Genomic DNA, 26,471 nt, shown 5'->3' with positions numbered 1-26,471 from the left:
AAAACTTAAAAGCCACCATTTGGCTAATGGTTTCTTTCAAAGAACGAAGATTATTAATAACGCCATCCTCTAGAGTGAGATACGAGCGAGTTGGGGATCTCTCAAAGCAAGTAGAAAACTAACTGAGATTCCCTACTCCCTCATGCTTCGGTCTATGGAATGACGGTGGACTAACTTATGTTTATCAAATAAAAAGCGCAGACCTTTCGATCTGCGCTTTAACTATGCTGCTAGGCAAAAACTAACGCCTTCTCAATTAACCGACGTTCTTACGTGCATTTTGGAACATACGCATCCAAGCGCCGTTCTCACCCCAACCTTCAGGAGACCATGAGTTCGCCACTGTGCGGAATACACGCTCAGGGTGCGGCATCATGATAGTTACTCGGCCATCAGTCGTTGTTAGGCCTGTAATCGCGTTTGGCGAGCCGTTCGGGTTGTTCGGGTATTGCTGCGTTGGATTACCGTGGTTATCGACGTAACGAACTGCAACTGTACCTGACGCTTCAATCGCAGCTAGGTGGTCTGCATCACGCACTTCTACACGACCTTCACCGTGAGAAACTGCGATTGGCATGCGAGAACCTTCCATGCCGTCGAAGAATACAGAATCAGACTTCTGAACTTCTACTAGGCTGAAGCGCGCTTCAAAACGCTCAGATTCGTTACGAACAAAGCGTGGCCATAGGTCTGCACCTGGGATTAACTCTTTCAGGTTCGATAGCATCTGACAGCCGTTACACACACCGAGAGAGAAGGTATCTTCACGCTTAAAGAAGCCTTCGAACTGGTTACGAGCATCTTCGTTGAACAAGATAGACTTCGCCCAACCTTCACCTGCACCTAGTACGTCACCGTAAGAGAAGCCGCCACAAGCTACTAGGCCTTGGTACTCTTCTAGTACCGCTTGACCCGTTAGGATGTCGCTCATGTGAATATCTGTTGCTTCAAAGCCTGCACGGTCAAATGCTGCTGCCATTTCAACATGAGAGTTAACACCCTGCTCACGCAGGATTGCCATCTTAGGCTTCGCACCCTTGTTTATCATAGAACCGGCAATGTATGGTGCCGCGATGTCTTCGTTTACGTCGAAGCTTAGCTTAACGTTCAGACCTGGGTCTGAGTTGTCTTTCTTCGCTTCATGCTCTTGGTCTGCACATGCTGTGTTATCACGCAGTGATTGCATCTTATGCGTTGTTTCAGCCCAGATAGTACGTAGTTCAGTACGGTTACGCTCAAGAACTACTGTCTCACCAGAAGTAATCACTAGCTCGTCAGACTCTTCTACGCTGCCAATTACGTGTGAACATGCCTCAAGACCGTTTGCTGCTAGCGTTGAAAGCACAGCATCTAGGTCATCGTTCTTAACTTGAAGTACGGCACCTAGCTCTTCGTTAAATAGCGCTGCTAGTGCATCTTCGCCCTTCTCTTCAGAGTAAAGGTCTTCAATGTTCGCTTTAACACCACAGTGACCAGCGAATGCCATCTCGGCAAGCGTTACGAATAGACCGCCGTCGCCTTTATCGTGGTAAGCGATAACTTGGTCTTTTGCTACTAGAGCTTGAACACCTTCATAGAAACCTTTTAGCTGCGCTGCGTTGTCTACGTCTGCAGGCTTATCACCAAGCTGCTTGTAAACCTGCGCCAGTGCTGTAGCACCTAGACGGTTCTGACCGTTACCTAGGTCAATCAGTACTAGGCTCGAAGCGCCTTTGTCAGTACGAAGTTGAGGCGTGATTGTCTTACGAACATCTTCAACGCGAGCAAACGCAGTAATTACTAGAGAAAGTGGCGACGTGACTTCTTTCTGCTCGCCGTTCTCTTCCCACTTAGTCTTCATCGACATTGAGTCTTTACCCACAGGGATAGTCAGACCAAGCGCAGGACATAGCTCTTCACCGACTGCTTTCACCGCTTCGTAAAGACCGGCATCTTCACCTGGGTGACCTGCTGGAGACATCCAGTTAGCCGACAGTTTAATGTGTTTGATATCGCCAATGTTGGTCGCAGCGATATTCGTGATAGCCTCACCCACCGCAAGACGTGCTGATGCACCGAAGTCTAATAGAGCAACTGGTGTACGCTCACCCATCGACATTGCTTCACCGTGGTACGTATCGTAGCTTGCTGCAGTCACTGCGCAGTTCGCTACTGGCACCTGCCAAGGGCCAACCATTTGGTCACGCGCTACAAGACCAGTAACCGTGCGGTCACCGATAGTGATAAGGAATGTTTTCTCAGCAACCGTTGGTAGACGCAGTACGCGGTCAACCGCTTCATTTAGCTCAATACCGTCACGGTCAATTGCAGGGTTGTTCGCTTTTAGCGTTTTCGCATCACGGTGCATCTTAGGCGTCTTACCTAATAAGATGTCCATTGGCATGTCGATTGGCGTGTTGTCGAAGTGTGAATCTTCAAGTTTCAGTTCACGCTCTTCAGTCGCAACACCAACAACAGCATACGGTGCACGCTCACGCTTACAGATAGCATCGAATGCTGCCATGTTCTCAGGCGCAACTGCCATTACGTAGCGTTCTTGTGATTCGTTACACCAGATCTCAAGTGGGCTCATGCCCGGCTCATCGTTTGGTACATCACGTAGCTGGAAGATACCGCCACGCTCACCGTCATCGACAAGCTCTGGAAGTGCGTTAGAGATACCGCCTGCGCCAACATCGTGGATAAATGCGATTGGGTTAGCATCACCTAGCTGCCAACAACGGTCGATAACTTCCTGACAACGGCGCTCCATCTCTGGGTTTTCACGCTGTACTGAAGCAAAGTCTAGATCTTCTGCTGATTGGCCAGATGCCATAGAAGATGCCGCGCCACCACCAAGGCCGATGTTCATCGCTGGACCACCAAGCACGATTAGGCTTGCACCAACTGGAATCTCTTTCTTCTGAACGTGCTCATCACGGATGTTACCCATACCACCAGCAATCATGATTGGCTTGTGGTAACCACGAACTTCTTCACCCGCGTGAGAGTTTACTTTCTCTTCGTAAGTACGGAAGTAACCTAGTAGGTTTGGACGACCAAATTCGTTGTTAAACGCCGCGCCACCTAATGGGCCTTCTAGCATGATATCTAGTGCGTTAACAATGCGACCTGGCTTACCGAAGTCTGTTTCCCATGGCTGTTCAAAGCCAGGAATACGTAAGTTTGAAGTTGTGAAACCAACGAGACCTGCTTTTGGCTTACCACCAATACCTGTCGCGCCTTCGTCACGGATTTCACCACCAGAACCTGTCGAAGCGCCCGGCCAAGGAGAGATAGCCGTTGGGTGGTTGTGCGTTTCCACCTTCATTAGGATGTGCGCTTTCTCTTGGTTGTAACCGTACTGGCGAGTCTCTGGGTTCGGGAAGAAACGACCAACTTCAGAACCCACCATTACCGCTGCGTTATCTTTATACGCAGACAGCACGTTTTCTGGTGTGGTTTCGAAAGTGTTCTTGATCATTTTGAACAGCGACTTCTCTTGCTTAACGCCATCGATAGTCCAGTCTGCGTTGAAGATCTTGTGACGACAGTGCTCTGAGTTCGCCTGAGCAAACATCATCAGTTCAATATCAGTTGGATTACGATCGAGCTTGTTTACGAAGCTATCGTACAGATATTCGATTTCATCATCGGCAAGTGCAAGACCTAGGGTAACGTTTGCTTTTTCAAGAGCAGCACGACCACCAGCAAGTAGATCAACATCCGCTACCGGTGCAGGCTCTGCCACTTGGAAAAGCGCCGTTGCTGAGTCGAAGTCAGTGAAGATCACTTCCATCATGCGGTCATGCAGAATCGCTTTAAGCTCAACCAGTTGAAGCTCAGAAAGTTCAGATGATGTTTCGATGTAGTAAGCCGTACCGCGCTCTAGACGAGCCACTTTAGCTAGACCACAGTTATTCGCGATGTCGGTAGACTTAGAAGACCAAGGTGAGATAGTACCAGGACGAGGAGTCGCAAGTAGAAGAAGACCTTCTGGCTTGTGCTTTTCACCATTCTCGTCAAAAGAAAGTGTCGGACCGTAAGTCAGTAGTTTTTCTAGTTTCTCAACTTCAGACGCATCTAGGTCTGCCGTTAGATCTGCAAAGTGTGCAAACTCAGCGTAAATACCTGTTACAGGTAGGCCTAGTTCACGACAAAGCTCTAGAAGCTTGTTAACACGAAATTCAGATAGAGCTGGGGAGCCACGAAAAATTCTCATGTACTTAGGTCTCTTATGCAATTGATTAAGGTGATATTGGAATAAATTCAGTGGGTTAAAATGTTCTAGAGCATCTAATTGTTCTATACATTTCACTGTTTTCTTCGAAGCTATTCCGAAGGTTTTTCAAACCTATGCCGATTCCACCTCTTCGTTGCGAGCGCATTATATAGCAATTGTTTTTGTGATGTAACACCAAAAGCAACCGTTTGCGTCATTTTTTTCGTCAATTTTGAATTTCGACAGAAAACGCTATTTATTGTTCTCTATTACTAAGAGTTACTGTGATTGTCTTGCCTTGTTATACCACTTTGATATAAATGCCCTACTGGATGTATGAGATTGCCGTGAATGAAGAAGCATTACCTAACCCAACTAAAATCACTCTGTTTATTATTTGCCAGCGCATTGGTCCTATCTGGCTGCCAAATCGAATCAGAACCTAAGAGTGATCTCGATTTAATTAAAGAACGTGGCGTATTGCGCGTGGGGACGTTGAACAACCAACTCTCTTACTATATCGGCCCTGATGGCCCTGCCGGTCTGGATTATGAATTAGCACGTGAATTTGCTAATGAGCTAGGCGTACAACTTGAAATGAAACCGGCCTATCGCATTTCTAGCCTGTATCCTGCGCTAGAAAAAGGCGAGATCGATATCATCGCAGCTGGATTAAGCCAATCCCCCGAACGTTTAAAAACATTTCGACCGGGCCCGGCTTACTACTATGTCAGTCAACAAGTCATCTATAAGAAAGGCAGTTGGCGTCCACGTAACCTAGAGCAGTTACTAGATAGACAAGCGAAACTCATCGAAGAAAACGAGGGTAACGATGTTTTAAGTATCGTTAGTGACTCGCACTTCAACCAAACACTAGCGGCGATTAAAGCGCAGCACCCGGACTTTTCTTACCACATTGATCCTAATGCCGATGTCAATGATCTGCTCAGGAAAGTGTCCAACGGCGAACTGCTTTTCACCGTCGCTGACTCCGTGGAGTTGTCACTATCACAACGTATTTACCCTGATGTTGCGTTGGCGTTCGAACTTACTGAAGACCAACCTATTTCTTGGTTCTTAAGCCGCTCACAAGATGAGAGCTTATACGGCTTGCTGATTGAGTTCTTTGGCAACATTAAGCAATCAGGTCACTTAGCCTCATTGGAAGAAAAGTATATTGGCCACGTAGGCAGTTTTGACTACGTGGATACTCGCGCCTTCATTCGTGCACTCGATTCAAAGCTTCCTAAATGGTCGCCACTATTTAAAAAGTATTCCGATGAATTTGACTGGCGCTTAGTTGCCGCATTGGGCTATCAAGAATCCCACTGGAACCCGACAGCGAAATCGCCAACAGGTGTTCGCGGCATGATGATGCTCACGCTACCGACAGCGAAGAGTGTTGGCGTGACTGATCGTCTCGATCCTGAACAATCTGTCCGTGGCGGTGTTGAATACCTACGTCGAATGGTGTCACGTATTCCTGACTCAATTGAAGAGCATGAGAAGATCTGGTTTGCCTTAGCGTCTTACAACGTCGGTTACGGCCATATGATGGATGCGCGTCGCTTGACGAAAAAACAAGGCGGAAACCCTGATGCTTGGTCTGACGTCAAAGATCGCCTGCCGCTACTGCGCCAGAAGAAATACTACAGCCAAACTCGCTATGGTTTTGCCCGAGGCGATGAAGCGCGAAATTACGTTGAGAACATTCGTCGCTACTACCAGAGCATCATCGGTCACGTTGAACAGCAAACTGCAGACAATGACGATATCAGCATCGATGATCTGAAGGTAATACAAGTCCCTGATATGGCCATTTCTGACGCTCTAGTTGCATCAGAAACATCTGCGGCTGAGCCAACCCTCAACGAAGAGTAATAGCCCCACCGAAACAAAGTGCGCAATTTTTGAACGAAGATTGCGCACTTGAATTGTTTGGATGTAACCCATACATAATATCGTGTCCAAGATCACTTGCGAAGTTTCTTAAAATAGTAACAATTGCAGGGTATAAATCCATTATTGTTGGAATATCAATTGCCTTTGCAATCTTCCACAAGTGATTTGATTTTAACCATAATAGGAGGTTGTTTTATGCTTAGACGTAAAATGCAGTCAAAACGCCTTAATAAAACTGTTGCTGCAAACCGCCGCAAACGCATGATCAGCAACAACAAGAAAAAGGTGATTGCACGTCACCGCGCATTTATGCAGCTCATCACTGAGGCATAATCCTGAGAGCAAACATCTTGTCATAGGATGTTTGCTTGAAATCCCTACCCTTCTTTTTTCTGTACTTTCTTTGCTTCATGCATGCGTGTAAAACGTGTCGCTTTACGTTCTTTTTTCTTCTCTTTACGACGACGTTTAAAGAAAGCTTGAAGTTGAACTCGACATTCATCCTCTAATAGCCCCTTTTCTACATCCGCATAGTGATACGCTGCTTGGTGTTCAAACAAATTGAGTACCGTACCCGCAGCTCCAGCCTTTAGGTCTGGCGCGCCAAACACGATACGTTTCACTCGGCTATGCAGCAGTGCCCCAGCACACATTGGGCAAGGCTCTAGCGTCACGTAAAGGGTGGTATCTAGCAATCGATAATTTTCTAGTGCTATCCCGGCTTTACGAATGGTCTGCATTTCCGCATGGGCGGTCGCATCATGCTGACTGATTGACTCATTCCAACCTTCCGCAATGATTTCCCCCTCTTTGACTAACACGGCACCGACTGGCACTTCACCTTGTGTTTCAGCATGTGCGGCTAGCTCCATCGCACGGCGCATAAACAATTCATCTTGAGGGGTAAACTGAGATTCTGACAAAGAAAGCTCCGGTTATATGAGTAAACGACTAGAGGTAGTAAATTCTACCCGTATGGACGCGGAAGTAAAAGCAGGACGCAGAGCAACTCACGCAAGCTAAGCTTCCCGCACTACAAAAAAGAAAGCGCCAGTCTTTCGACCAGCGCTTTTAAATATCAAATACTAAAATAGTTGGTGTTGTAGCTAGGCAACAAGCAAGTTCAGCCCTATGAGCATAGAGGCTCTATGTAATTAGGGCGGCCGGCGATCCGGTGAACTTGCGCAGTTAACAACGCTACAGCGCCAAATATGACGGTATTTACATTGTGTATGTGTAAGGTGCTTGGATACCTAGAGGAATACCTAGCATCCAGTAAGCGACTAGGAAGATTGACCAACCGATTAGCATTGCAATCGAGAATGGCATCATCAGTGACGCTAGAGTACCGATACCTGTCGACTTCACGTAACGCTGACAGTAAACAACCACTAGTGGGAAGAATACCATTAGAGGAGAAATGATGTTCGATACAGAGTCACCAACACGGTAAGCCGCTTGCGATAGCTCAGGAGAGATACCCACCGCCATTAGCATTGGAACTAGGATTGGACCAATTAGAGCCCACTTCGCTGATGCAGAGCCGATTAGAAGGTTTACAGAAGCCGTTAGTAGAATCATACCAATGATGGTTGCTTCACCTGGTAGATTCATCGCTTTCAGGCCTTCTGCGCCGTATAGCGCTAGCATGGTACCGATGTTTGACTGCGCGAATGCAGATAGGAACTGTGCACAGAAGAACGACATTACGATGTAAGCGCCCATTGTAGACATAGTATCCGCCATCGCTTTGATGATGTCGTTACTTGTCTTGAACGTGCCAGACACTCGGCCGTAAACGTAACCAGGGATGATGAACAGAATGAAGATCAATGGAACGATAGACTTCATTAGCGGTGCTGAGAACGCTGTGATTTCACCTTCAGGAGAACGCAATGCTGAGTTCTCTGGAATGATTGCAGCAATAAGAACCGCAATACCTGCCATCATCGCCCAACCTGCGTAACGGAACGCTTTAGACTCAAGCTCAGTGAAAGAACCTAGATCCGGTGCTTTCTCTGCGTCTTCATCAATTGGTGTGTTCGCTAGGCGTGGTTCAATGATCTTCTCTGTTACATACCAACCGATAGCAACGATGATGATTGAAGATAGGCCAGTGAAGAAAATGTTCGCTAGTGGGTTTACCACGTACTCAGGGTCAAGTACTTGCGCCGCTGTCTGAGTGAAGCCCGCTAGTAGAGGATCGATACCTGACGGGATAAAGTTTGCAGAGAAACCACCCGATACACCCGCAAACGCAGCAGCAATACCCGCTAGAGGGTGACGGCCAGCAGCGTGAAAGATGATACCACCTAGAGGGATAACCAGTACGTAGCCTGCATCAGCAGCTGTGTGTGACACGATAGCCACTAGAATTAGCATTGGAGTCAGAAGCTTCGCTGGAGTGAAGTTAAGCATCTTCTTAAGGCCTGTTGTAATAAAGCCTGAAGAGTCAGCAACACCAACACCTAACATCGCAACAAGTACGATACCTAGTGGTGCAAAGCCTGTGAATGTGGTCACCATGTTCGCAAGGAAGCTTGCTAGAGATTCGCCAGTCAAAAGGTTGTTGATTGCAAGCGCTTCACCCGAACGTGGGTTAATAAGATCAAACGAAATGTTTGAAAGTAGAGCAGATGCTGCCCAAGTAATGACCAATGCCCAGAAGAACAAAATTGCAGGATCAGGAATTTTATTACCTGCTCGTTCAATAAAGTTTAAGAAGCGATCCATCCCACTCGGCTTTTCGGATGGTGCCTTATTAATTGCTTGGTTACTCATGGTAACTCCATATGTGATGTTGTTGCCCTAGACCTTTGTGCATTTATTATTTCGGTCTATTTTTCACTAAGCATTCTATTAAATCCGCTTACAGAAAGCACAAGGTTCTATAGTTTTTTCCATATTTGGAGACATATTTTGCAAAAACGCCATCACCGTGCAACAAATAATCCACATGTCTATCATCAATAAATAAACAATATTCCAACTAATTTTAAATATATAACATGGCGTTTTAAAAGATGCTTAATCACTCAGACAAAAATGCACCTAATTACATATCAAATTCGCTATGACTAGATAGCATAGATTTCACCGTCACTGACTGAGTAACGCCGACTCGATCGCTCCACTCTGCCGTTACCGAAATGCTTTTTAATGATGACGAAAGAGACATGCTAGGAACCGATATCGACCAGCGCAGCACGTAGGGAGCATAGCTGGTTGTATCGCTACCACTTGTCAGTGATGAAAAGTCCGCTACCGGCAGACTAGAAAGCGCAGCTGATGCACCTCTAGTTCGAAACCACTCCAACTTACGCTCAGCTAAATTAAGTGCTTGGTGACTATTGAGAGCAAAGTCTGCCCGCTGCTCTACGTACGACTGCATTTTTATAAGACCCAGCGCAGCCACTCCAATCAATAAAAACGCGATCAGCACTTCCAATAAGCTGAAGCCACTTTGTTTATTCAACATTCCAACTCCCGGCAAGCCATGTCAGTACCTTAGGTGGATTACTCAAGCTATTTGCAGATGAGTAGTCGATGCTATATGAGCCGTTTAGTACAACTTCAGCGCCTTCTGCATCAAACATCATCCCACCTTTCGGCTTAAAAGCGCCGTTATCAAAGTAGACGGTTGCTGGGCCTAAATAACTTTGAATTGCCGCTTTGAAAGAGACGTCATTCCAATAACTCGCGATATTAGCTAGGGAGAACTCACTCGATGTCATATCCACCATATGATAGATAGAGCCTTCAAACACCATCGAGCCATGCGCAGCAAACAAGCCGTTTTCCACCACAAGAGAGTAAGCGCCATGAATAATGACTGGCGAGTCAATAATGCAGTGCCCCTCGATCCATAGTTTTTGCACTCCTGCATTAGAGTGAGTTTGAATCACATCAGCGCAATCATGACCGTCAACAACCGTTGCTAGCGATACCACTTGATAATGACTTTTCACCTCTGCAAGGTTGCTGGACGTTTTGTCCAAACCAAAGTAATTTTTAAATGGCTCAAGGCCAGTGTCTTGTTTGTAGTCTTGTTTAAACAGGCCGATATCGACTGAGGTATTGCCACTGACTGAGTTAGCGGTTTTATGTGTATTAGTGCACTCGCCGTTAAAACCGCTGTAAGGAGCCCCCGCTGTAGGATCTCGAGTTATGAGCAGATCCGAAGAGGTGGTCGTTTGGTAACTCACTTGGTGTTTATACCGCACCGCAATACAGTCATACGTTCCTGCTGAGTTTTTGCTTCTAGGAACATCGGGCGCAATCTCAGCACTGCCTCTAATCCTAAGATCGGCCGTGGTTTGAATCGCACCCAGTCCGGTTTTCGCGGCATATAAAAACTGCTTGGTAATGGCGTGACTGTCACTTTTAGCACGAATCACATAGCGATCAGTACCGACGGGATAACTGTAGAATTCAGTTAGATTCAAATCCGTTTTACAAATATCATCCAGTAGCGTATTCACCGCCGAAGAAAGCATATTAAGCTGCGAAGGTGCTGCGGATATATAGGCATAAAGACACTCTACACCTCCCTCAACTTGCCAATGAGCTTGCCGATCTTTGAGTTCATTTTGCGCACGTTTGATTTGATAGAAAACTGACTTATAGGAGCTCAATGTCAGCATCAACGCCGCGGCTAGCATTATCGACACAACCATCAAGGTCACAATCCCTCGCTGATGCACGCCTCTCATTGCCAGTTTCTCTGCAACAGCTCGATGCGAGTTTGATACTCAACACTCGGGTCCAACACCAAATGACCTGCAACGAACAAGCTTACCCATTGACTTGATGCACTATTGCCGGACACAGGCTTTGATTCCACTTCAAAGCGAGAGATTGAGATCTGCTTAGGATCGAAGAGATTAAAACAATAGCCACCGCTGCCAGATAAGCTTGCTGCTGAGACTGTCAATGGCAACGGAGAATGCTTTTCACACACCTTAAGCATATCGCCTTGCGTAGAAGTCAAAGCAGCTTCCCTTTTATACACCACACTGCGAAACGCATGACTGCCTGATGAAGCGACGCGATAGGTATAACCGAGCAAATCCGAGCTTGGATATAAATGGATACTGCTTAGCGCACCTGATAAAAGCAACGAACTGGAATCTACTCCGTCAAAGCCTGCTCGTTGAACATCCTCTTTAATCTGCTGAACCACACTCGATATGTTCTGAGTCAGCAACAGCACTTTCGTCCGTTCAACGGCCAGCTTCTGACCTGTAAGATAAATAGTGCCAACTAAGCCAATCGCCATGACTCCAATTAATGAAGAAACCAGCAGCTCAATCAAAGAACCTCCCACTTGCAGACTGCGGTTAGCAACTCGGATAGCCAAACCATGCCCCTCCCTCACCACAAATGACGATTCGGCTTGCCGCGTAAGCACTCTTTAGCCTTAATACCTTGCTTGTTTGCCCCTCTATATAAAACTTGAGATGACCATCTTTGACTTTTCCTCGCGTACCATCGAACTTAATTTGGTCAGAGGTATAGCCTGAAAATAGAACGATATGACGATAGGCCTCACCATTTAAAACAAGCAGTTCAGTACCGGTATTGTTGGTATCAGAATCGGTTACAGTAAGTTTCCACTCCCCGGCAGGGCTTGGGTTCGTCGCCACAGAGATATGTGCCCAAAGACTTTGGTTTCTCCACACTGCCTCTGATTTTGCTTGGATCAAATAGTTGTGCAGCTCACCTGCAAAGCGCCTGATTTGAGCATCCCGAACCATCACTGAAAAGTTGGGAGCCGCGGTTGCGAGCAAAACACCCAGCACTGTTAAGGTGATGACTAACTCAAGGAGTGTAAACCCGCGAGACATTTCCCAGTTTCCTATGTAAAGCCGTGTGAGGCACTTTTCCTTCTTGAACCCATGCTATCAGCTAATAAAAATGGGCGGAAAATCAAAGGGAAGCGTTGGGAATGATTCGAAAAAATAGCTGTAAATTACGCAAAAAAGAAGTAAAGGGAATGACACTGATCGAGCTAATCTTGGTCGTGGCCATTATCGCTGTATTGGCAAGTATCGCCTACCCGAACTATCAGCAGCATGTTCTAAAAGCGCATCGAATAGCCGCATTGAGCGACTTAGCCAAAATACAGCTAGAACTTGAAAGGAATTACCACGGTAGCTATGTCTCTGCGGCGCAAGCGGTTCTACCCGGAGGCGTGTGTAACTTTTGCAACCTAGACCAAGATCAGTTTGAACTGTCTATCTCATCAGCGATAACAAGCTATACCATTATCGCTACGGCAAAGGGCAGTCAAACCAAGGATGAATGTGCCGGCACTACCTATAGTGAACTGACGCTCAACAACATTGGGCAACATACGCCAAGTAATTGCTGGCAATAAAAAAGCCTGCACAGAGGCAGGCTTTTCAATCAAATTTGAATCACAAATTAGCTGGTTAGGTCGTCAAAGAATTTCTTAACGCCGTTGAAGAAACCTTCCGATTTTGGCTTATGCTTGGTCGCTGCTTCACCACCACAAGACTCTTCAAACTCTTTCAGCAGTTCTTTCTGGCGAGAGCTTAGGTTAACCGGAGTCTCAACCACTAGCTTAACGATTAAGTCACCAATACCGCCGCCACGAACGCCTTTCACACCCTTACCACGCATACGGAACATGCGACTAGTTTGCGTTTCAGAAGGCACTTTCAGGTTCACACGGCCATCAAGCGTAGGAACTTCAACTTCACCACCTAGTGCCGCCATCGCAAAGCTCACTGGCACTTCACAGTAAAGGTTATTGCCGTCACGTTCGAAGATATGGTGCTCTTTTACGTGTACTTGTACATATAGATCGCCTGCTGGTGCGCCGTGCTCACCCGCTTCACCTTCGCCAGATAGACGAATACGATCGCCAGTATCCACGCCTGCAGGAATCTTAACATTAAGTGTTTTGGTTTTCTGTTTGCGACCTTGACCATGACATGACTTACATGGGTTCTTAATGATCTTACCTTTACCGTGACAGGTAGGACAGGTTTGCTGAACCGCGAAGAAACCTTGACGCATTTGCACTTGGCCGTGACCGTGACAGGTGCCACAAGTCTCAGCTGAAGAGCCTTTCTCTGCGCCGCTGCCGTCACACGTATCACACTCAACCAGAGTTGGTACTTGGATCTCTTTCGATACACCACGAACCGCTTCTTCTAGCGTTAGTTCCATGTTGTAACGTAGGTCAGCACCACGTTGTGCGCGATGACCACCGCCACCACGACGACCGCCACCAAAAATATCACCGAATACATCACCGAAGATATCGCCAAAATCTGCACCGCCACCACCGAAGCCGCCACCGCCGCCCATGCCACCTTGTTCAAAGGCTGCGTGACCATACTGGTCGTAAGCTGCACGTTTTTGAGCGTCAGTAAGAATTTCGTACGCTACTTTTACTTCTTTAAACTTTTCTGCAGCGCTGTCATCACCCTGATTGCGGTCTGGGTGGAATTTCATCGCTAAGCGCTTGTACGCTTTCTTAATATCGCGCTCTGATGCATCGCGGCTTACGCCTAATACTTCGTAAAAATCACGTTTTGACATGTTCTTCGTCACCAATGTAGTACTGCAAACAGTGGGTTAGTCGACCACCGCTTGGTGTTTGTATCATTCTAGATAAAGGCTTTAAACAAAAGTGCTTATCTGGAAGGACAGTTATTTACAAACATACGGGCGTGTGAGTTTCCCCAAACGCCCGCATTAAGTCAGGACCAATTTCAAAACAGATGACTTGAGTTCTAAGAGGAAGCGCGGAATTTATAAGTATAAATGAGCACTTCCGACAACGAAATCAAGTCACTCTGTGAAGAAATTACTTCTTGTCTTCTTTAACTTCTTCAAACTCTGCGTCTACAACATCGTCGTCTTGCTTAGGCTGTTCACCTGCTTCCGCGCCTGCTTGTTGAGCTTGAGCTTGCTGCTGAGCGATTTCCATTAGCTTCTGAGCTGCTGCCATAAGAGCTTGAACTTTAGCGTCGATCGCTTCTTTGTCTTCACCCTTACGAGCTTCTTCCAGCTCAGTGATAGCTGCTTCAATTTTCTCTTTCTCGTCAGCAGGAAGAGCTTCGCCAGCTTCTTCGATTTGCTTACGAGTACCGTGAATCATTTGGTCAGCTTGGTTACGTGCAGTTACTAACTCTTCGAACTTCTTGTCCGCTTCTTTGTTAGCTTCTGCTTCTTGTACCATTTTCTCGATTTCTTCGTCTGATAGACCGCCAGAAGCTTGGATAGTGATCTTCTGCTCTTTACCAGTCGCTTTATCTTTCGCAGATACGTTTAGGATACCGTCAGCATCTAAGTCGAACGTTACTTCGATTTGTGGCATGCCACGTGGTGCTGGCTGAATACCTTCTAGGTTGAACTGACCAAGAGACTTGTTGTAAGTCGCTTGCTTACGCTCACCTTGTAGTACGTGGATAGTTACCGCGCTCTGGTTGTCTTCAGCTGTAGAGAACACTTGGTCCGCTTTAGTAGGGATAGTTGTGTTCTTCTCGATTAGCTTAGTCATTACACCGCCCATCGTTTCGATACCGAAAGATAGAGGAGTAACGTCTAGTAGAAGTACGTCTTTAACATCACCAGCTAGTACACCACCTTGAACTGCAGCACCCATTGCTACTGCTTCATCAGGGTTCACGTCACGGCGAGCTTCTTTACCGAAGAACTCAGCAACTTTAGCTTGAACCATAGGCATACGAGTCTGACCACCTACTAGGATAACGTCAGTGATATCGCCTACAGATAGGTCAGCGTCAGCTAGAGCAACTTTTAGAGGCTCAAGAGAACGTTGAACTAGGTCTTCAACTAGAGACTCTAGTTTCGCACGAGTCACTTTAACGTTCATGTGCTTAGGACCAGTTGCATCCGCAGTAACGTAAGGTAGGTTTACGTCAGTTTGAGAAGTAGAAGAAAGCTCGATTTTCGCTTTTTCTGCTGCTTCTTTAACACGCTGCATAGCTAGTGGATCAGCCTTAAGATCGATGCCTTGCTCTTTCTTAAACTCTTCTACTAGGTAGTTGATCATGCGGTTATCAAAGTCTTCACCACCAAGGTGAGTGTCACCGTTAGTTGCTAGTACTTCAAAAGTCTTCTCGCCTTCAACTTCGTCGATTTCGATGATTGAGATATCGAATGTACCACCACCAAGGTCGTATACCGCGATAGTGCGATCGCCGCCTTGCTTGTCTAGACCGTATGCTAGAGCAGCAGCCGTTGGTTCGTTGATGATACGTTTAACATCTAGACCTGCGATACGGCCAGCATCTTTAGTTGCTTGACGCTGAGCATCGTTGAAGTAAGCAGGTACAGTAACAACAGCGCCAGTTACTTCCTCACCAAGGAAGTCTTCAGCTGTTTTCTTCATTTTCTTCAGGATTTCAGCTGAAACTTGAGGAGCCGCCATTTTTTGGCCTTGTGCTTCTACCCAAGCGTCACCGTTGTCAGCCTTAACGATTTTGTAAGGCATGATTTCGATGTCGCGCTGAACTTCTTCGTCTTCAAAGCGACGACCAATAAGACGCTTAATTGCAAATAGCGTGTTTGTTGGGTTAGTAACCGCTTGACGTTTAGCTGGTTGGCCTACTAGCGTTTCGCCGTCTGTGTAAGCAACAACAGATGCCGTTGTACGCTCACCTTCTGCGTTCTCGATTACACGTGGTTTGTCGCCGTCTAGTACAGCAACACATGAGTTAGTAGTACCTAAGTCAATACCAATGATTTTACCCATCAGGCTATCTCCGAATAATTTTCTATTTTCGTTTTGCTATATCCCCTATGTGGGGGATGGAGAATCGGGTTTCAACCCTTGCTCACAAACAAAAATGTGGATGTTTGCTTCTCGTATGCCACATAGATAAGGGCGGCAAATGGCTTTTCAAGGGAAAGATTGAAAAAAAATGAAAAAAGATTGGCTGATAACTTCGAGAGATTCCCTACTCGCTCATTCTTCGCTCTATGGAATGACCGACAATCATATCGTTAATGCGCATTTCCCCAGCTGAAAAAACAAAAAAGCGAGCCTTAGGACTCGCTTTTAATGTTTGGGAGCTTTGAAGATTAAACTTCTACTGGCTTGCCTTCTACTTCCACTTCTTCTTTACCGATTTCGCCTTCAGATTTAGCAACGATAGTGTTTACCGCTGTGTCACCGACTACGTTAGAAGAAGTACAGAACATATCATTAATACGGTCTACCGCTGCGATGATTGCAAGACCTTCTGGTGGAAGACCTAGTTGGTGAAGAAGAACACCAACCATAACCACGCCGCCGCCTGGTACACCACCTGCACCAATTGATAGCAGAAGGATAGTTAGACCAAGAGTGAACACGTCAGCAGTGTTGATAGGCTGACCAAACGCGTTCGCCACAAAGATAGTTGCTAGAGCGATGTAGATAGATACACCAGACATGTTCATGGTTGCACCTAGTGGTACACCAAAGCCTGCCACTGACTTAGAAACTTGCAGCTTCTCAGTCAAAGTACGCATTGTTACAGGAATCGTCGCGTTCGAGCTTGCTGTTGATAGCGAGAATAGGATCTGCTCACGTGTTGCACGTAGGAACGTCTTTGGAGAAGTACCTGTCGCGATGCCTACCGCTGTTGGGTAGAAAACGAAAATCCAGAAAACCAGCATTGATACAACTAACGCTACGTAGCCTGCAACAGACATTAGCGTATTTGCGTCAAGTGTTGCACCTAGTTGAATCATCAGCGCGAATACACCAAACGGCGCTAGGCTCATTACTAGACCAACTAGCTTCATCATGATTTCATTAGCCATCTTGAACGTACGGATAGCAGGGCCACCACGTGAATCAAGCGCTTGAATAGCAAGACCTGTCAGGATTGCCATAAAGATGATTTGTAGCATGTCACCGTTAGCAAACGCCTGCACAGGGTTGCTTGGTACGATGTTCACTACCAATGAGAAGATATCAGGTGTTTCAGTTGTGGTTAGCTTAACCGTTTCTGAAATCGTACCCGCTAGGTTTGCGTCTGCACCCGGTTGGAAGATAAGACCAACCGTTAGAGCAGCGGTAATCGCGATGATGGTGTTAATAATGTATAGAGCAAAGGTTTTACCACCAAGACGACCAAATGCAGTGATGTCTTTCAGATCTACGATACCACATACGATAGATACGTAGACTAAAGGAACAACTAGCAGCTTAATCAAAGATACAAACATACCACCAGCGCCTTCCGCAGCACCTAACAGGTATGTATCGAAGATAGCGATCCCACTGAACAAGTACTGAATTGCGGTACCGATCAGTAGACCAGCAAACAAGCCTACAAATATCTTGCTTGAAAGCGATTTATCCATCATTCATCTCCAGAATGTTGTGTTTATTATTTATGGTTTTATAGTTAATTCCGCCAATTTTCTCGGCAGAGTTCGCACATAATACACACAAAGGTTACAAAATAAAGACTTTGTTTACGATAGTGTTACAACTTTCTCATTGGAAATAAATTTTATATTAAACTTATGTATCAAAATTATTCTCTGCATCAATCATTTATATTTGCTCCATTTGCCTTTTCTAGCACATAAAAAAAGAGAGCCCCGTAGGACTCTCTTTTCAAAACTTAGATCTAAGTAGAATTATTTAGCTACCATAACCATTGCCGGGCGAATTACACGACCGTTTAGCTCGTAGCCTTTCTGCATAACGAACATAACTGTGTTTGACTCATGGTCAGGGCTTTCTTGAATTGACATTGCTTGATGCAATTCAGGGTTGAATACTTCACCTTCTGGGTTGATCTCTTTTAGACCAAACTTAGAAACCGTATCAACAAACGTTTTGTGCGTCAGTTCAACACCTTCAAGCAGCGGTTTTACTGCTTCATTTTCAGTGTCTGCCGCTTGGATAGCACGCTCAAGGTTATCAATAACTGGCAATAGCTCTTCTGAAAACTTGTTTAAAGCGTATTTACGCGCCTTATCAATTTCAGTCTCAGTACGGCGACGCATGTTTTCTACTTCAGCTTTTGCACGTAGCACACCGTCTTGCTGCTCTTTTACTTTCGTTTCGCTTGAAAGTAGAGCGGCTTCTAGTTGAGCAATCTTAACGTCTTTCTCATCACCAACTTCCTCAAGCTCAGCTTCCGCTTCTTGAGCCGCAGCTTCTACTTTCTCTGCCTCTTGGATGATTTGATCCAGCTCTTCTTCAGTAACTTTGTTTTCTTCGTTGCTCATGATATCTCCAGAATTCACATCTACTGGTACTCAATACATCACGTTTATCGTATTGAGATACACAAAAATTCGCATAAATAGCTAACTTGCCATTATTATGGGGATGAAGATTGACGATTCAAGCCTATTTGGTACGTAAAACCTATGAAAAAACCTTTTCAAGTGATCGCCATCATTGGAAAACCAAGAGATCAGCAAGCTATTGCGACTCATCGAGAGCTTTATACTTGGCTGAGATCAGAAGGTTATAAGGTCTATATCGACGACCGCCTAAGCGAAATCTTAGATGATATTCCAAAAGATGACTTTGCCAGTCTGATTCAGTTGGGCCGCAGCGCCGACCTTGCAATCGTCGTAGGCGGTGACGGCAATATGCTAGGCGCAGCTCGTGTTCTTTCTCGCTTCGATATTTCCGTTATCGGTGTCAACCGCGGCAACCTTGGCTTTCTTACCGACCTCAACCCAGAAGATTTCCAAACGTCACTCAAAAAAGTGCTAGAAGGCGAGTTTTTTGAAGAAGAGCGTTTTCTACTTGAAGCTGAAGTGCATCGCCATGGGCAAGTTAAAAGCCATAACGCGGCATTAAACGAAGCAGTTCTTCACCCAGGACAAGTCGCGCACATGATTGAGTTCGAAGTGTACATCGATGATAGCTTCGCGTTTTCACTACGTGCCGATGGTTTGATTGTTTCGACGCCAACCGGCTCAACGGCTTATTCTCTATCTGGTGGCGGCCCGATTTTATCCCCTAGCCTCAATGCGATTTCACTGGTGCCAATGTTCCCGCACACGCTATCAAGCCGCCCGTTGGTAGTAGACAGCAAACGCCATATTAAGCTGATTGTGTCGCCAGATAACCGCGGCACCCAAGAAGTTGGCTGTGACGGTCAGGTCTCTTTACCTGTGTCACCGGGCGATGAAGTGCATATTTACCAAAGCCCAAATGTGCTTAAGCTGATCCACCCGAAAGATTACAGCTACTATCACGTACTGCGTAACAAGCTCGGTTGGTCGAGTAAGTTGTTTTAAGTACTATCAAACCATTATTAGAAGCCGACCATTAGCGTCGGCTTTTTTGTATTCGTTGTATGCGCCATCACTTAACGTCTTGAAACGCCAACTCTGATCCTCTTCACAAAAATTTTCACCTGTCACTTTACTGTATAAAGAAACAGTATATACTGAGCTTATATACAGTATTGTTCATTTAAACAGGTACAACAAAATGCTGGCTCATCTAAGTGTTAATAATTTTGCAATTGTTAAGTCTCTACAGCTAGAGCTATCCAAAGGAATGACGACCATCACGGGTGAAACAGGCGCGGGTAAATCCATCGCCATTGACGCTCTTGGTTTATGTTTAGGCGGGCGCGCGGAAGCCAGCATGGTGCGACAAGGTGAAGAGAAAACCGAAGTTAGCGCCGCTTTCTCTTTAGAGAACAATATTAATGCCACTCGTTGGTTAGAAGATAACGACCTGCTAGATGGCAGCGACTGTATTTTGCGCCGCATCATCAGCAAAGAAGGTCGCTCTCGCGCATTCATCAATGGCAGCCCTGTTCCCCTTTCACAGCTTAAATCTTTAGGGCAGCTACTGATCAATATTCATGGCCAACATGCGCATCATCAATTGATGAAAAGCGAATATCAAATGGCCATGCTCGACCAATACGCTGGGCATTCTAATCTGCTAAAAAGCACTCGCAATGCTTACCAGTCATGGCGACAGGCAGATAACAACCTCAAGCAGCTAAAAGAAAACAGTGCGGCAAACTTGGCTCAAAAGCAGCTACTTGAATACCAAATTAAAGAGCTAAACGAGCTATCACTTGGAGAGGACGAATATGAAGAACTCGAACAAGAACATAAACGCTTATCCAACAGTGGCGAGCTTGCCTCTACCTGCCAACAAGCGATCGAACTTATTTACGAAGGTGAAGAAGTTAACGCGCTTGGTATTTTGCAAACAGCCAATCACTCCCTAATTCAATTGGCGGAACTCGACGAAAAACTCGCAGAGCTGCCAAACATGGTGGCGGAAGCGATCATTCAGCTTGAAGAAGCCAACGGTGAACTGCGTAATTACCTTGATAATATCGACGTAGATCCTGCGCGCATGGCTTATGTTGAAGAGCGTTTCTCTAAAGTGATGTCGATGGCGAGAAAGCACCACGTTATGCCAGACGAGCTGTACCAACACCATCAAGACTTGCTAAGCCAGATTGAAGCGCTAGATTGTTCAGATGAAAAACTTGAAGAGCTAGAACAAGAAGTTGAGGCAAAATACCAAAGCTTCCTAACCGCGGCAGAGAAACTGCACAAGTCTCGCCTGCGTTACGCGAAAGAACTCAACAAGCTGATTACGGCAAGTATGCATGAACTGAGTATGGAAAAAGCCCAGTTTAGTATTGAAGTGAACAACGAAGGTACACACCCTTCACCACTTGGTATGGACTCAGTGTGCTTTGTGGTCTCAACCAACCCAGGTCAACCAATGCAGCCTATCGCTAAAGTGGCTTCGGGTGGTGAGCTGTCGCGTATTTCTCTTGCGATACAAGTCATCACCGCGCAAAAAGTCGACACACCAAGTCTTATCTTCGATGAAGTGGATGTAGGTATCAGCGGCCCAACAGCCGCAGTAGTAGGCAAAATGCTACGTAAGCTGGGTGAATCAACCCAAGTCATGTGTGTGACCCACTTACCGCAAGTTGCGGGCTGTGGTCACCAACAACTCTTTGTCGCCAAACAAACCAAAGCTGGCAAAACCGAAACTCAAATGCGCCGCCTAGATAACGAGCAACGTGTATCAGAGTTAGCTCGCTTGCTCGGCGGTAGCCAAATCACCGATTCGACATTGGCCAATGCGAAAGAACTGCTAATCGCGGCATAAACATCACCACATCGAGTCAAAGTTCCTTTTGTTTAAGAATTTTGACTCGACTTTGCAACCAAATTCAAAAATCATGGTCTGAAACAATTCAAAACACGTTCAGCTTTTTACTTTAGCGCCTAGCTTGTTTATTATCGGCTGAGTTTAAGAATTTATCAGTTACAAGAATTTAAGTATGCAATTGAAAAAGTGGCTTATCGCAGTACCACTCGCTATGACAATGTTGACAGGCTGCTCCCTACTAGAAAAGCTGGTATATCGTATTGATATCAACCAAGGTAACTATGTTGAGCAATCTGCTGTAGAGCAGTTGAAATTTGGCATGACTAAAGAACAAGTTCGTTACGTCATGGGCTCACCTATGTTGGTCGAAAATGGCTACCCAGATACGTGGTACTACATTTATCACCACACTGAAGGCCACAACGATTCGATCCAGAAGAACCTGATCGTCAACTTCAATGGCAACGGCCAGTTAGTTGATATCACCGGAGACTTCCCAGCAAGTTCTGATTTTTTCGAAAGTATTAACTAATCGAACAAGTCATCGCTTATCGAGAAAAAATTAAGGGTTGATGTGTAAGCATCAACCCTTTTCATTTCAATAAATTAAGCTGTCATCCTCAAGAACGAAGAATGAGTGAGTTGGGGATCTCTTAAAGCAAGTCGATGGCTTATGGAGATTCCCTACTCCTTCCTTCGTCAGTCTAGGGAATGACGGTATATAGCGTCGCTCTGCTCTCGAAGGGCACTGTCCAGTATCGACTCTCGGAACGTAGTGTTCTCGTATCTCGTAGGGCGCAGGCCGCTCTCCTAGCCTAACCTTCCTTCCTTAACGGATTCTTCTTGCCACCAGTCACAGGATCAGCAGCGCCAGACGCTTTAGCTTGTTCTGCGCGTTTACGACGAATTTCTTTTGGATCAGCCAAAAGAGGACGATAAATTTCAATACGATCTTTATCGTGAACGGTCGCGTTCAATTTCACATTGCGGCTAAACACACCGACTTTGTTCTCTTTCAAGTCAATTTCTGGATAGATCTCTAACACGCCTGATTGCGCGATGATCTCTTCTACCGTCATCTCTTTATTGACCACCAGCGTGAACACACGCTGCTCTTGAGGAAGCGCATAAACCACCTCAACATGAATCATGTCAGACTCAATACTCATAAGCTGGGTACACCTGTTTTGCACGCTTAGTAAATGCATTGACCATGTTGTTAGTCAATTCATTAAAAACCTTACCAAATGCCATTTCGATCATCTTGCTTGAAAACTCAAATTCAAGTTTCAGCTCAACTTTGCAAGCTTGCTCATCGAGTGGCGTAAAGAACCAACCGCCTTTGAGGGTTTTAAAAGGACCATCAACAAGGTTCATGATGATCGCCTCGCAATCTACCAACTCATTCGACGTGGTAAATGTTTTGCTGATCCCTGCTTTTGCTACATCAACTGAAGCGACCATAGCTCCTGCACTCGACTCAATCACACGTGAGCCTGAGCAACCCGGCAGAAACTCTGGGTAGCTGGCTACATCATTCACTAGATTGAACATCTGCTCGGCACTAAATGACACCAGTGCAGAACGGCTGACTTGCTTCATATTGATTCCTCTTAACATCTGCTCGAACCTCAAGCATGATGCAATTTTACTTTTATTTGCACTCAGCGCAAATAAAGGGATTTCCTAACTTAAATCCTAACCGTATAATGCAGCTATTATGGCAAAGAAAAAATCTAAACAAAAAGCGGGTAGCAATACCATCGCTGTTAATAAGAAAGCTCGCCACGAATATTTTATCGACGATGAAATTGAAGCCGGCATGGAGCTACAAGGCTGGGAAGTTAAGTCACTTCGTCAAGGCAAAGCGAATATCGCAGAAAGCTACGTCTTTATGCGTGACGGTGAAGCTTTTGTCAGTGGCATGACCATCACTCCACTTCAACAAGCATCTACGCACGTTGTCGCTAACCCGACTCGTGTACGTAAACTACTTTTAAGCCGCCGCGAACTGGACAACCTACTGGGTCGTATCAACCGCGAAGGCATGACGTTAGCTGCGCTTTCACTATACTGGTCTCGCTCTTGGGTGAAGATGAAAATCGGTGTCGCGAAAGGTAAGAAGCTGCACGATAAACGTACTGATCTTAAAGAAAAAGATTGGGCTCGTGAAAAAGCGCGCGTAATGAAGAGTTCACTGCGCTAATATTGAGCACTTAAACGCACAAGTCTAGACAGGTTGCACTTTTCTGGTACTATGCGAGTAACACTTCGGGGCTGATTTAGGATTCGACAGGAATTTTGAAGTCTGAGGTGCATGCCGTGGGGCGGTTGGCCACGTAAAAAGCCGCAAAAAAATAGTCGCAAACGACGAAAACTACGCACTAGCAGCTTAATAACCTGCTCAGAGCTCTCTCGCCCTAGCTTCCGCACGTAAGACGGGGACCAACGAGGGATCAAACCCAAACGCGCTAGCCCGGATTCTCCCGCCTGAGAGATGAACGGCGAATTTTAATTCAGGATAGCCTTTGGCTGGCGTGTCGGTTCGCAGGTCACTGGTGAAATTAAAGATCGACTAAGCATGTAGTACCAATGATGAATGGTTTTTGGACGCGGGTTCAACTCCCGCCAGCTCCACCAAACGTTTGGAAAGGCGCTAACTCTTTGAGTTAGCGCCTTTTTTGTATACTAAGTCTCTTTTATCTGAATGATAGTTTTCTTTATTACAAACCAATTACGCTCCATTTCTCAAATATAATACACAGCACTTCAATAAATTAACTCTGACGAATACCTTCAACCTCACACACTCCAGTGAGGTTCTATACATGTCAGTTAATTTTAAAAAGAAAGTCCGTTTTCTAAGAAGCTACCATTACATAGGCTCATGGAGTACTTCTGAAGAGTGTTACTTATATAACTTTGAAAGTGATAGAGGCCGGATAATTAATTCTGCTGCAATAAGGAGATTGCAACAAAAAACGCAAGTGTTCCCATTAGAGCGAAATGCTTCAGTCAGAAGTAGGTTGACACACTCATTAGAAGTTCAACAAAACGGCAGATACATAATTCAAAAAGTCTACGAACTATTAACCCCTGAGGAACTAATCGAATTTGGGTTAGACGGTATAGAAAGGCATATTGAATCTATAGTCGAGATGTCTTGTTTGATGCATGATATCGGCAACCCTCCGTTCGGCCATTTTGGGGAAAAAGCTATTAATGATTGGTTTGAACAAAACTTACCTTAGCTTCTATCCAGCTTGGAATTAGACTTAAACGAATCAATGCTTAGAGACTTATCTAGCTTTGAAGGGAATGCACAAGCGATTCGTCTTGTTCATTCCATTCTCAATCTCTGCCTTACACATAGCCAAGTCTCAGGAATATTAAAATATACACGTAGAGGTGATGAAGCCGCCCCTGTATCTCACTCAGCCCCTCTAAGCTACCTAAGAAAAAAAGTTGGGTATTATTTGAGTGAGCAACCCTATATCACTGACCTATGCCAAGCACTAGAGATTGATACGCATTGCCGCTCTCCCTTTTCTTACATAATGGAGGCCGCAGATGACATATCTTATGGTTTAGCCGACTTAGAAGATGCCGTAGAGAAAGGTATCTTGGATATTGAAACCCTAAAATCTGCTTTAATAGATGAATACCCGTCAGCCCAAAAAGCTCTAAGTATCGATAGCCATGAGAACTTGATGACTTCTATTATTGAAGAGGCTGAAGAAAAAGCAAAGGGAAGCCCAGACACCTTGTTTTTTGTCATGATGCGCGTAGTCATCGGTGGCCAACTCGTTCCTCATGCTAGTCGCATTTTCATAGCAAACATTGAAGATATCTATAGTGGACGGTTTAATCGAGCATTACTAGAAGATCACAGCGAATTACATGCACTGTTAAAAACTTTAAAAAATGTCGCTGCCAAGTACGCCTTTTGCCATAAAGAAGTTGAGGCTCGCGAGTTACAGGGCTATCAAATAATTAAGGGGCTACTTGATACATACAAGCCACTACTTGAATTAGATAAAGAAAAGTTCGATTTAATCCTCACAGCTAATAAGAAAGCACCATTGTATGAATCTAGGTTGTTTAAAAAGCTACCACAGAAACACATTCAAGCATATAAAAAGGCATTAGAAGCGAAACACCTTTCCAAACTACCTTTAGAATCACCAAACGAGAGTTGGGAGTTCTATTTTAGAGTCCGCCTTATTCAAGATTATCTCAGTGGTATGACAGACCAGTTCGCATTTGATGAATACCGTGCATTTAGCATTATTGATAGTTTATAGTCATACGCCTCTTATATGGTCGCACTAACGTCCACGTTAAGCCTGCGACCATTATTCACAGATTGATTAACCAAAGAGCCGTATTGTCTTATAAGCGCACATGGCTCTGGCTTTCTCAGTACTTTGCGCTTTGTTTTGCTGGTAGCACGTTCGGTACGAATCGATATAACTATTAAACAGCTTTGTCGCTTCTGGCTTAGGTTTGGAGACTAATTGATTGACGAACTTCCTTGAGCCAACTTCGAAGTGCTGGGTATCGATAGGTGTGTTCCAATCCCCGCCCCAAATCAGAAAGCCGTGATGAGCAAATAGATCGACTACCTCTTCCGCCATACCTGTTCGGCTTAGCTCCGAGCGAGCACGAAACTGAGTTCGGTTGATATACTGAGTCGCAGATTGAGTTGGCTTAACGGTAATAGTGCCGTTATCCCCAAACTCTAAGAATGGGTTTTGCACTGGGTTAATATCAATCGCGACGCCATAAGCATGCTTAGACCAACTACTACCACCCGTTATCGCCCGAGCATTAAATGCGCTGCTGTTGTTGGCGTCCATCGAGGCATTATCATCGCCTTTAAACTCACGCATTAATCGTGCGGAGTGGAGCGGGAATTTTCGTTGATATAACTCGGCAAAAATACTCTCGACTGACGGGGCAACCACATCGAGAACAATCATACTGCCCTGCTCTGTTTTACCTGCGAAATTAACGTAGTCGAAATCGACCTTCATTAATCGATCGCACCCAACAGGCTCGCCTTGAGCCAAGACACCTGTTTTATACATCATGTCACATTGCCATTTAGACACCTGCACACTGCCTGCGTAGCTGCTGGCACTAAAAAGAGCGAGTAATACACCTAGCGTTATAGTCTTCATTATTATTTCCTCTGCATCATGCAGCAGGTCTTATACTGTATTTAATCAAATACAATGG

At 45.4% G+C, this 26,471-nt stretch carries 21 protein-coding genes, 1 other RNA gene and 1 pseudogene; 9 read left to right on the top strand and 14 right to left on the bottom strand.

From position 1 onward, the window contains the following. Window positions 1-256 precede the first annotated feature (256 nt). Complete coding sequence (gene purL / locus ACHUFZ_RS10165) at window positions 257-4,201, bottom strand: phosphoribosylformylglycinamidine synthase (RefSeq protein WP_394127085.1); 3,945 nt, start codon at window positions 4,199-4,201, stop codon at window positions 257-259. 351 nt (window positions 4,202-4,552) lie between these two features. Between purL and mltF the strand changes: the two genes are divergently transcribed. After that, the gene (mltF, locus tag ACHUFZ_RS10160) at window positions 4,553-6,082 is read left to right on the top strand and encodes a membrane-bound lytic murein transglycosylase MltF (RefSeq protein WP_394127084.1); all 1,530 of its coding nucleotides are present in this window, start codon (window positions 4,553-4,555) and stop codon (window positions 6,080-6,082) included. A gap of 216 nt (window positions 6,083-6,298) precedes the next feature. Continuing rightward, entirely contained in the window at window positions 6,299-6,436 is a 138-nt protein-coding gene (locus tag ACHUFZ_RS10155) for a hypothetical protein (protein WP_394127083.1), read from the top strand. A gap of 44 nt (window positions 6,437-6,480) precedes the next feature. On the opposite strand, the gene tadA is transcribed toward ACHUFZ_RS10155, so the two are convergent. From tadA to ACHUFZ_RS10125, 6 genes are all read right to left on the bottom strand, one after another. Next, window positions 6,481-7,026 (bottom strand): tRNA adenosine(34) deaminase TadA, encoded by a 546-nt coding sequence (gene tadA / locus ACHUFZ_RS10150; RefSeq protein ID WP_394127082.1) that lies wholly within the window; start codon window positions 7,024-7,026, stop codon window positions 6,481-6,483. A 298-nt stretch (window positions 7,027-7,324) separates the two neighbouring features. Continuing rightward, window positions 7,325-8,884, bottom strand: coding sequence for an AbgT family transporter (locus ACHUFZ_RS10145; protein WP_053440561.1), 1,560 nt, complete (start codon window positions 8,882-8,884; stop codon window positions 7,325-7,327). Between the two features lie 274 nt (window positions 8,885-9,158). Next, a complete protein-coding gene (locus ACHUFZ_RS10140; RefSeq protein ID WP_394127081.1) occupies window positions 9,159-9,581 on the bottom strand; it encodes a type IV pilus modification PilV family protein in 423 nt (140 codons plus the stop codon). Next, complete coding sequence (locus ACHUFZ_RS10135) at window positions 9,571-10,815, bottom strand: hypothetical protein (RefSeq protein WP_394127080.1); 1,245 nt, start codon at window positions 10,813-10,815, stop codon at window positions 9,571-9,573. Before ACHUFZ_RS10135 ends, ACHUFZ_RS10140 begins: the two co-directional genes overlap by 11 nt. Further along, on the bottom strand, window positions 10,812-11,462 hold the full coding sequence (locus tag ACHUFZ_RS10130; protein ID WP_394127079.1) for a PilW family protein: 651 nt from the start codon (window positions 11,460-11,462) through the stop codon (window positions 10,812-10,814). The genes ACHUFZ_RS10135 and ACHUFZ_RS10130 overlap by 4 nt, the downstream gene beginning before the upstream one ends. Beyond that, complete coding sequence (locus ACHUFZ_RS10125; RefSeq protein ID WP_394127078.1) at window positions 11,443-11,949, bottom strand: Tfp pilus assembly protein FimT/FimU; 507 nt, start codon at window positions 11,947-11,949, stop codon at window positions 11,443-11,445. Before ACHUFZ_RS10125 ends, ACHUFZ_RS10130 begins: the two co-directional genes overlap by 20 nt. Window positions 11,950-12,050: 101 nt before the next feature. Between ACHUFZ_RS10125 and ACHUFZ_RS10120 the strand changes: the two genes are divergently transcribed. Continuing rightward, window positions 12,051-12,482 (top strand): type IV pilin protein, encoded by a 432-nt coding sequence (locus ACHUFZ_RS10120; RefSeq protein WP_394127077.1) that lies wholly within the window; start codon window positions 12,051-12,053, stop codon window positions 12,480-12,482. Window positions 12,483-12,529: 47 nt separating this feature from the next. Here ACHUFZ_RS10120 and dnaJ read toward each other — a convergent pair whose 3' ends face one another. From dnaJ to grpE, 4 genes are all read right to left on the bottom strand, one after another. Next, complete coding sequence (dnaJ, locus tag ACHUFZ_RS10115) at window positions 12,530-13,675, bottom strand: molecular chaperone DnaJ (protein ID WP_394127076.1); 1,146 nt, start codon at window positions 13,673-13,675, stop codon at window positions 12,530-12,532. 268 nt (window positions 13,676-13,943) lie between these two features. Further along, window positions 13,944-15,857 carry a molecular chaperone DnaK gene (gene dnaK, locus ACHUFZ_RS10110; protein ID WP_394127075.1) on the bottom strand — a complete coding sequence of 638 codons (1,914 nt, stop codon included), beginning with the start codon at window positions 15,855-15,857 and terminating at the stop codon, window positions 13,944-13,946. Window positions 15,858-16,186: 329 nt separating this feature from the next. Then, window positions 16,187-17,458, bottom strand: coding sequence for a dicarboxylate/amino acid:cation symporter (locus ACHUFZ_RS10105; RefSeq protein WP_394127333.1), 1,272 nt, complete (start codon window positions 17,456-17,458; stop codon window positions 16,187-16,189). Window positions 17,459-17,740: 282 nt separating this feature from the next. Continuing rightward, the gene (gene grpE / locus ACHUFZ_RS10100) at window positions 17,741-18,337 is read right to left on the bottom strand and encodes a nucleotide exchange factor GrpE (RefSeq protein WP_134836939.1); all 597 of its coding nucleotides are present in this window, start codon (window positions 18,335-18,337) and stop codon (window positions 17,741-17,743) included. 144 nt (window positions 18,338-18,481) lie between these two features. On the opposite strand from grpE, the gene nadK reads away from it, so the two are divergent. The 3 genes from nadK to bamE all read left to right on the top strand — a co-directional run bounded on the left by nadK (window position 18,482) and on the right by bamE (window position 21,762). Next, complete coding sequence (nadK, locus tag ACHUFZ_RS10095) at window positions 18,482-19,366, top strand: NAD(+) kinase (protein ID WP_053440569.1); 885 nt, start codon at window positions 18,482-18,484, stop codon at window positions 19,364-19,366. A gap of 196 nt (window positions 19,367-19,562) precedes the next feature. Next, complete coding sequence (gene recN, locus ACHUFZ_RS10090) at window positions 19,563-21,227, top strand: DNA repair protein RecN (protein WP_394127074.1); 1,665 nt, start codon at window positions 19,563-19,565, stop codon at window positions 21,225-21,227. A gap of 175 nt (window positions 21,228-21,402) precedes the next feature. After that, window positions 21,403-21,762, top strand: coding sequence for an outer membrane protein assembly factor BamE (gene bamE / locus ACHUFZ_RS10085; protein WP_053440572.1), 360 nt, complete (start codon window positions 21,403-21,405; stop codon window positions 21,760-21,762). Between the two features lie 283 nt (window positions 21,763-22,045). Here the strand turns inward: bamE and ACHUFZ_RS10080 are convergent, their stop codons facing one another. Both ACHUFZ_RS10080 and ACHUFZ_RS10075 read right to left on the bottom strand, forming a co-directional pair. Further along, complete coding sequence (locus ACHUFZ_RS10080) at window positions 22,046-22,399, bottom strand: RnfH family protein (RefSeq protein ID WP_134836935.1); 354 nt, start codon at window positions 22,397-22,399, stop codon at window positions 22,046-22,048. Then, on the bottom strand, window positions 22,389-22,832 hold the full coding sequence (locus ACHUFZ_RS10075) for an SRPBCC family protein (RefSeq protein WP_053440574.1): 444 nt from the start codon (window positions 22,830-22,832) through the stop codon (window positions 22,389-22,391). Before ACHUFZ_RS10075 ends, ACHUFZ_RS10080 begins: the two co-directional genes overlap by 11 nt. A gap of 118 nt (window positions 22,833-22,950) precedes the next feature. Between ACHUFZ_RS10075 and smpB the strand changes: the two genes are divergently transcribed. The 3 genes and pseudogenes from smpB (at window position 22,951) to dgt (ending at window position 25,534) form a co-directional block, all read left to right on the top strand. Beyond that, the gene (smpB, locus tag ACHUFZ_RS10070) at window positions 22,951-23,436 is read left to right on the top strand and encodes an SsrA-binding protein SmpB (RefSeq protein WP_394127073.1); all 486 of its coding nucleotides are present in this window, start codon (window positions 22,951-22,953) and stop codon (window positions 23,434-23,436) included. A 67-nt stretch (window positions 23,437-23,503) separates the two neighbouring features. Further along, window positions 23,504-23,870: a transfer-messenger RNA gene (gene ssrA / locus ACHUFZ_RS10065) on the top strand. 188 nt (window positions 23,871-24,058) lie between these two features. After that, window positions 24,059-25,534, top strand: a pseudogene (gene dgt, locus ACHUFZ_RS10060) (dGTPase). 66 nt (window positions 25,535-25,600) lie between these two features. Here the strand turns inward: dgt and ACHUFZ_RS10055 are convergent. Then, the gene (locus ACHUFZ_RS10055) at window positions 25,601-26,413 is read right to left on the bottom strand and encodes a M15 family metallopeptidase (protein WP_394127072.1); all 813 of its coding nucleotides are present in this window, start codon (window positions 26,411-26,413) and stop codon (window positions 25,601-25,603) included. Window positions 26,414-26,471: the final 58 nt, after the last annotated feature.

The sequence above is a fragment of the Vibrio hepatarius genome, from assembly GCF_043642085.1.
Lineage (GTDB): Bacteria > Pseudomonadota > Gammaproteobacteria > Enterobacterales > Vibrionaceae > Vibrio > Vibrio hepatarius_C.
The sequence above is the reverse complement of the archived record's forward strand: the minus strand, read 5'-3'. Positions and strand labels throughout refer to the sequence as shown.

What these genes read in the sequence shown, in the direction of transcription:
- purL (WP_394127085.1), bottom strand. Translation starts at nt 4,201, where the DNA reads ATGAGAATTTTTCGTGGCTCCCCAGCTCTATCTGAATTTCGTGTTAAC.
- mltF (WP_394127084.1), top strand. Translation starts at nt 4,553, where the DNA reads ATGAAGAAGCATTACCTAACCCAACTAAAATCACTCTGTTTATTATTT.
- ACHUFZ_RS10155 (WP_394127083.1), top strand. Translation starts at nt 6,299, where the DNA reads ATGCTTAGACGTAAAATGCAGTCAAAACGCCTTAATAAAACTGTTGCT.
- ACHUFZ_RS10145 (WP_053440561.1), bottom strand. Translation starts at nt 8,884, where the DNA reads ATGAGTAACCAAGCAATTAATAAGGCACCATCCGAAAAGCCGAGTGGG.
- ACHUFZ_RS10140 (WP_394127081.1), bottom strand. Translation starts at nt 9,581, where the DNA reads ATGTTGAATAAACAAAGTGGCTTCAGCTTATTGGAAGTGCTGATCGCG.
- ACHUFZ_RS10135 (WP_394127080.1), bottom strand. Translation starts at nt 10,815, where the DNA reads ATGAGAGGCGTGCATCAGCGAGGGATTGTGACCTTGATGGTTGTGTCG.
- ACHUFZ_RS10125 (WP_394127078.1), bottom strand. Translation starts at nt 11,949, where the DNA reads ATGTCTCGCGGGTTTACACTCCTTGAGTTAGTCATCACCTTAACAGTG.
- ACHUFZ_RS10120 (WP_394127077.1), top strand. Translation starts at nt 12,051, where the DNA reads ATGATTCGAAAAAATAGCTGTAAATTACGCAAAAAAGAAGTAAAGGGA.
- dnaJ (WP_394127076.1), bottom strand. Translation starts at nt 13,675, where the DNA reads ATGTCAAAACGTGATTTTTACGAAGTATTAGGCGTAAGCCGCGATGCA.
- dnaK (WP_394127075.1), bottom strand. Translation starts at nt 15,857, where the DNA reads ATGGGTAAAATCATTGGTATTGACTTAGGTACTACTAACTCATGTGTT.
- ACHUFZ_RS10105 (WP_394127333.1), bottom strand. Translation starts at nt 17,458, where the DNA reads ATGGATAAATCGCTTTCAAGCAAGATATTTGTAGGCTTGTTTGCTGGT.
- grpE (WP_134836939.1), bottom strand. Translation starts at nt 18,337, where the DNA reads ATGAGCAACGAAGAAAACAAAGTTACTGAAGAAGAGCTGGATCAAATC.
- nadK (WP_053440569.1), top strand. Translation starts at nt 18,482, where the DNA reads ATGAAAAAACCTTTTCAAGTGATCGCCATCATTGGAAAACCAAGAGAT.
- recN (WP_394127074.1), top strand. Translation starts at nt 19,563, where the DNA reads ATGCTGGCTCATCTAAGTGTTAATAATTTTGCAATTGTTAAGTCTCTA.
- bamE (WP_053440572.1), top strand. Translation starts at nt 21,403, where the DNA reads ATGCAATTGAAAAAGTGGCTTATCGCAGTACCACTCGCTATGACAATG.
- ACHUFZ_RS10080 (WP_134836935.1), bottom strand. Translation starts at nt 22,399, where the DNA reads ATGAGTATTGAGTCTGACATGATTCATGTTGAGGTGGTTTATGCGCTT.
- ACHUFZ_RS10075 (WP_053440574.1), bottom strand. Translation starts at nt 22,832, where the DNA reads ATGAAGCAAGTCAGCCGTTCTGCACTGGTGTCATTTAGTGCCGAGCAG.
- smpB (WP_394127073.1), top strand. Translation starts at nt 22,951, where the DNA reads ATGGCAAAGAAAAAATCTAAACAAAAAGCGGGTAGCAATACCATCGCT.
- ACHUFZ_RS10055 (WP_394127072.1), bottom strand. Translation starts at nt 26,413, where the DNA reads ATGAAGACTATAACGCTAGGTGTATTACTCGCTCTTTTTAGTGCCAGC.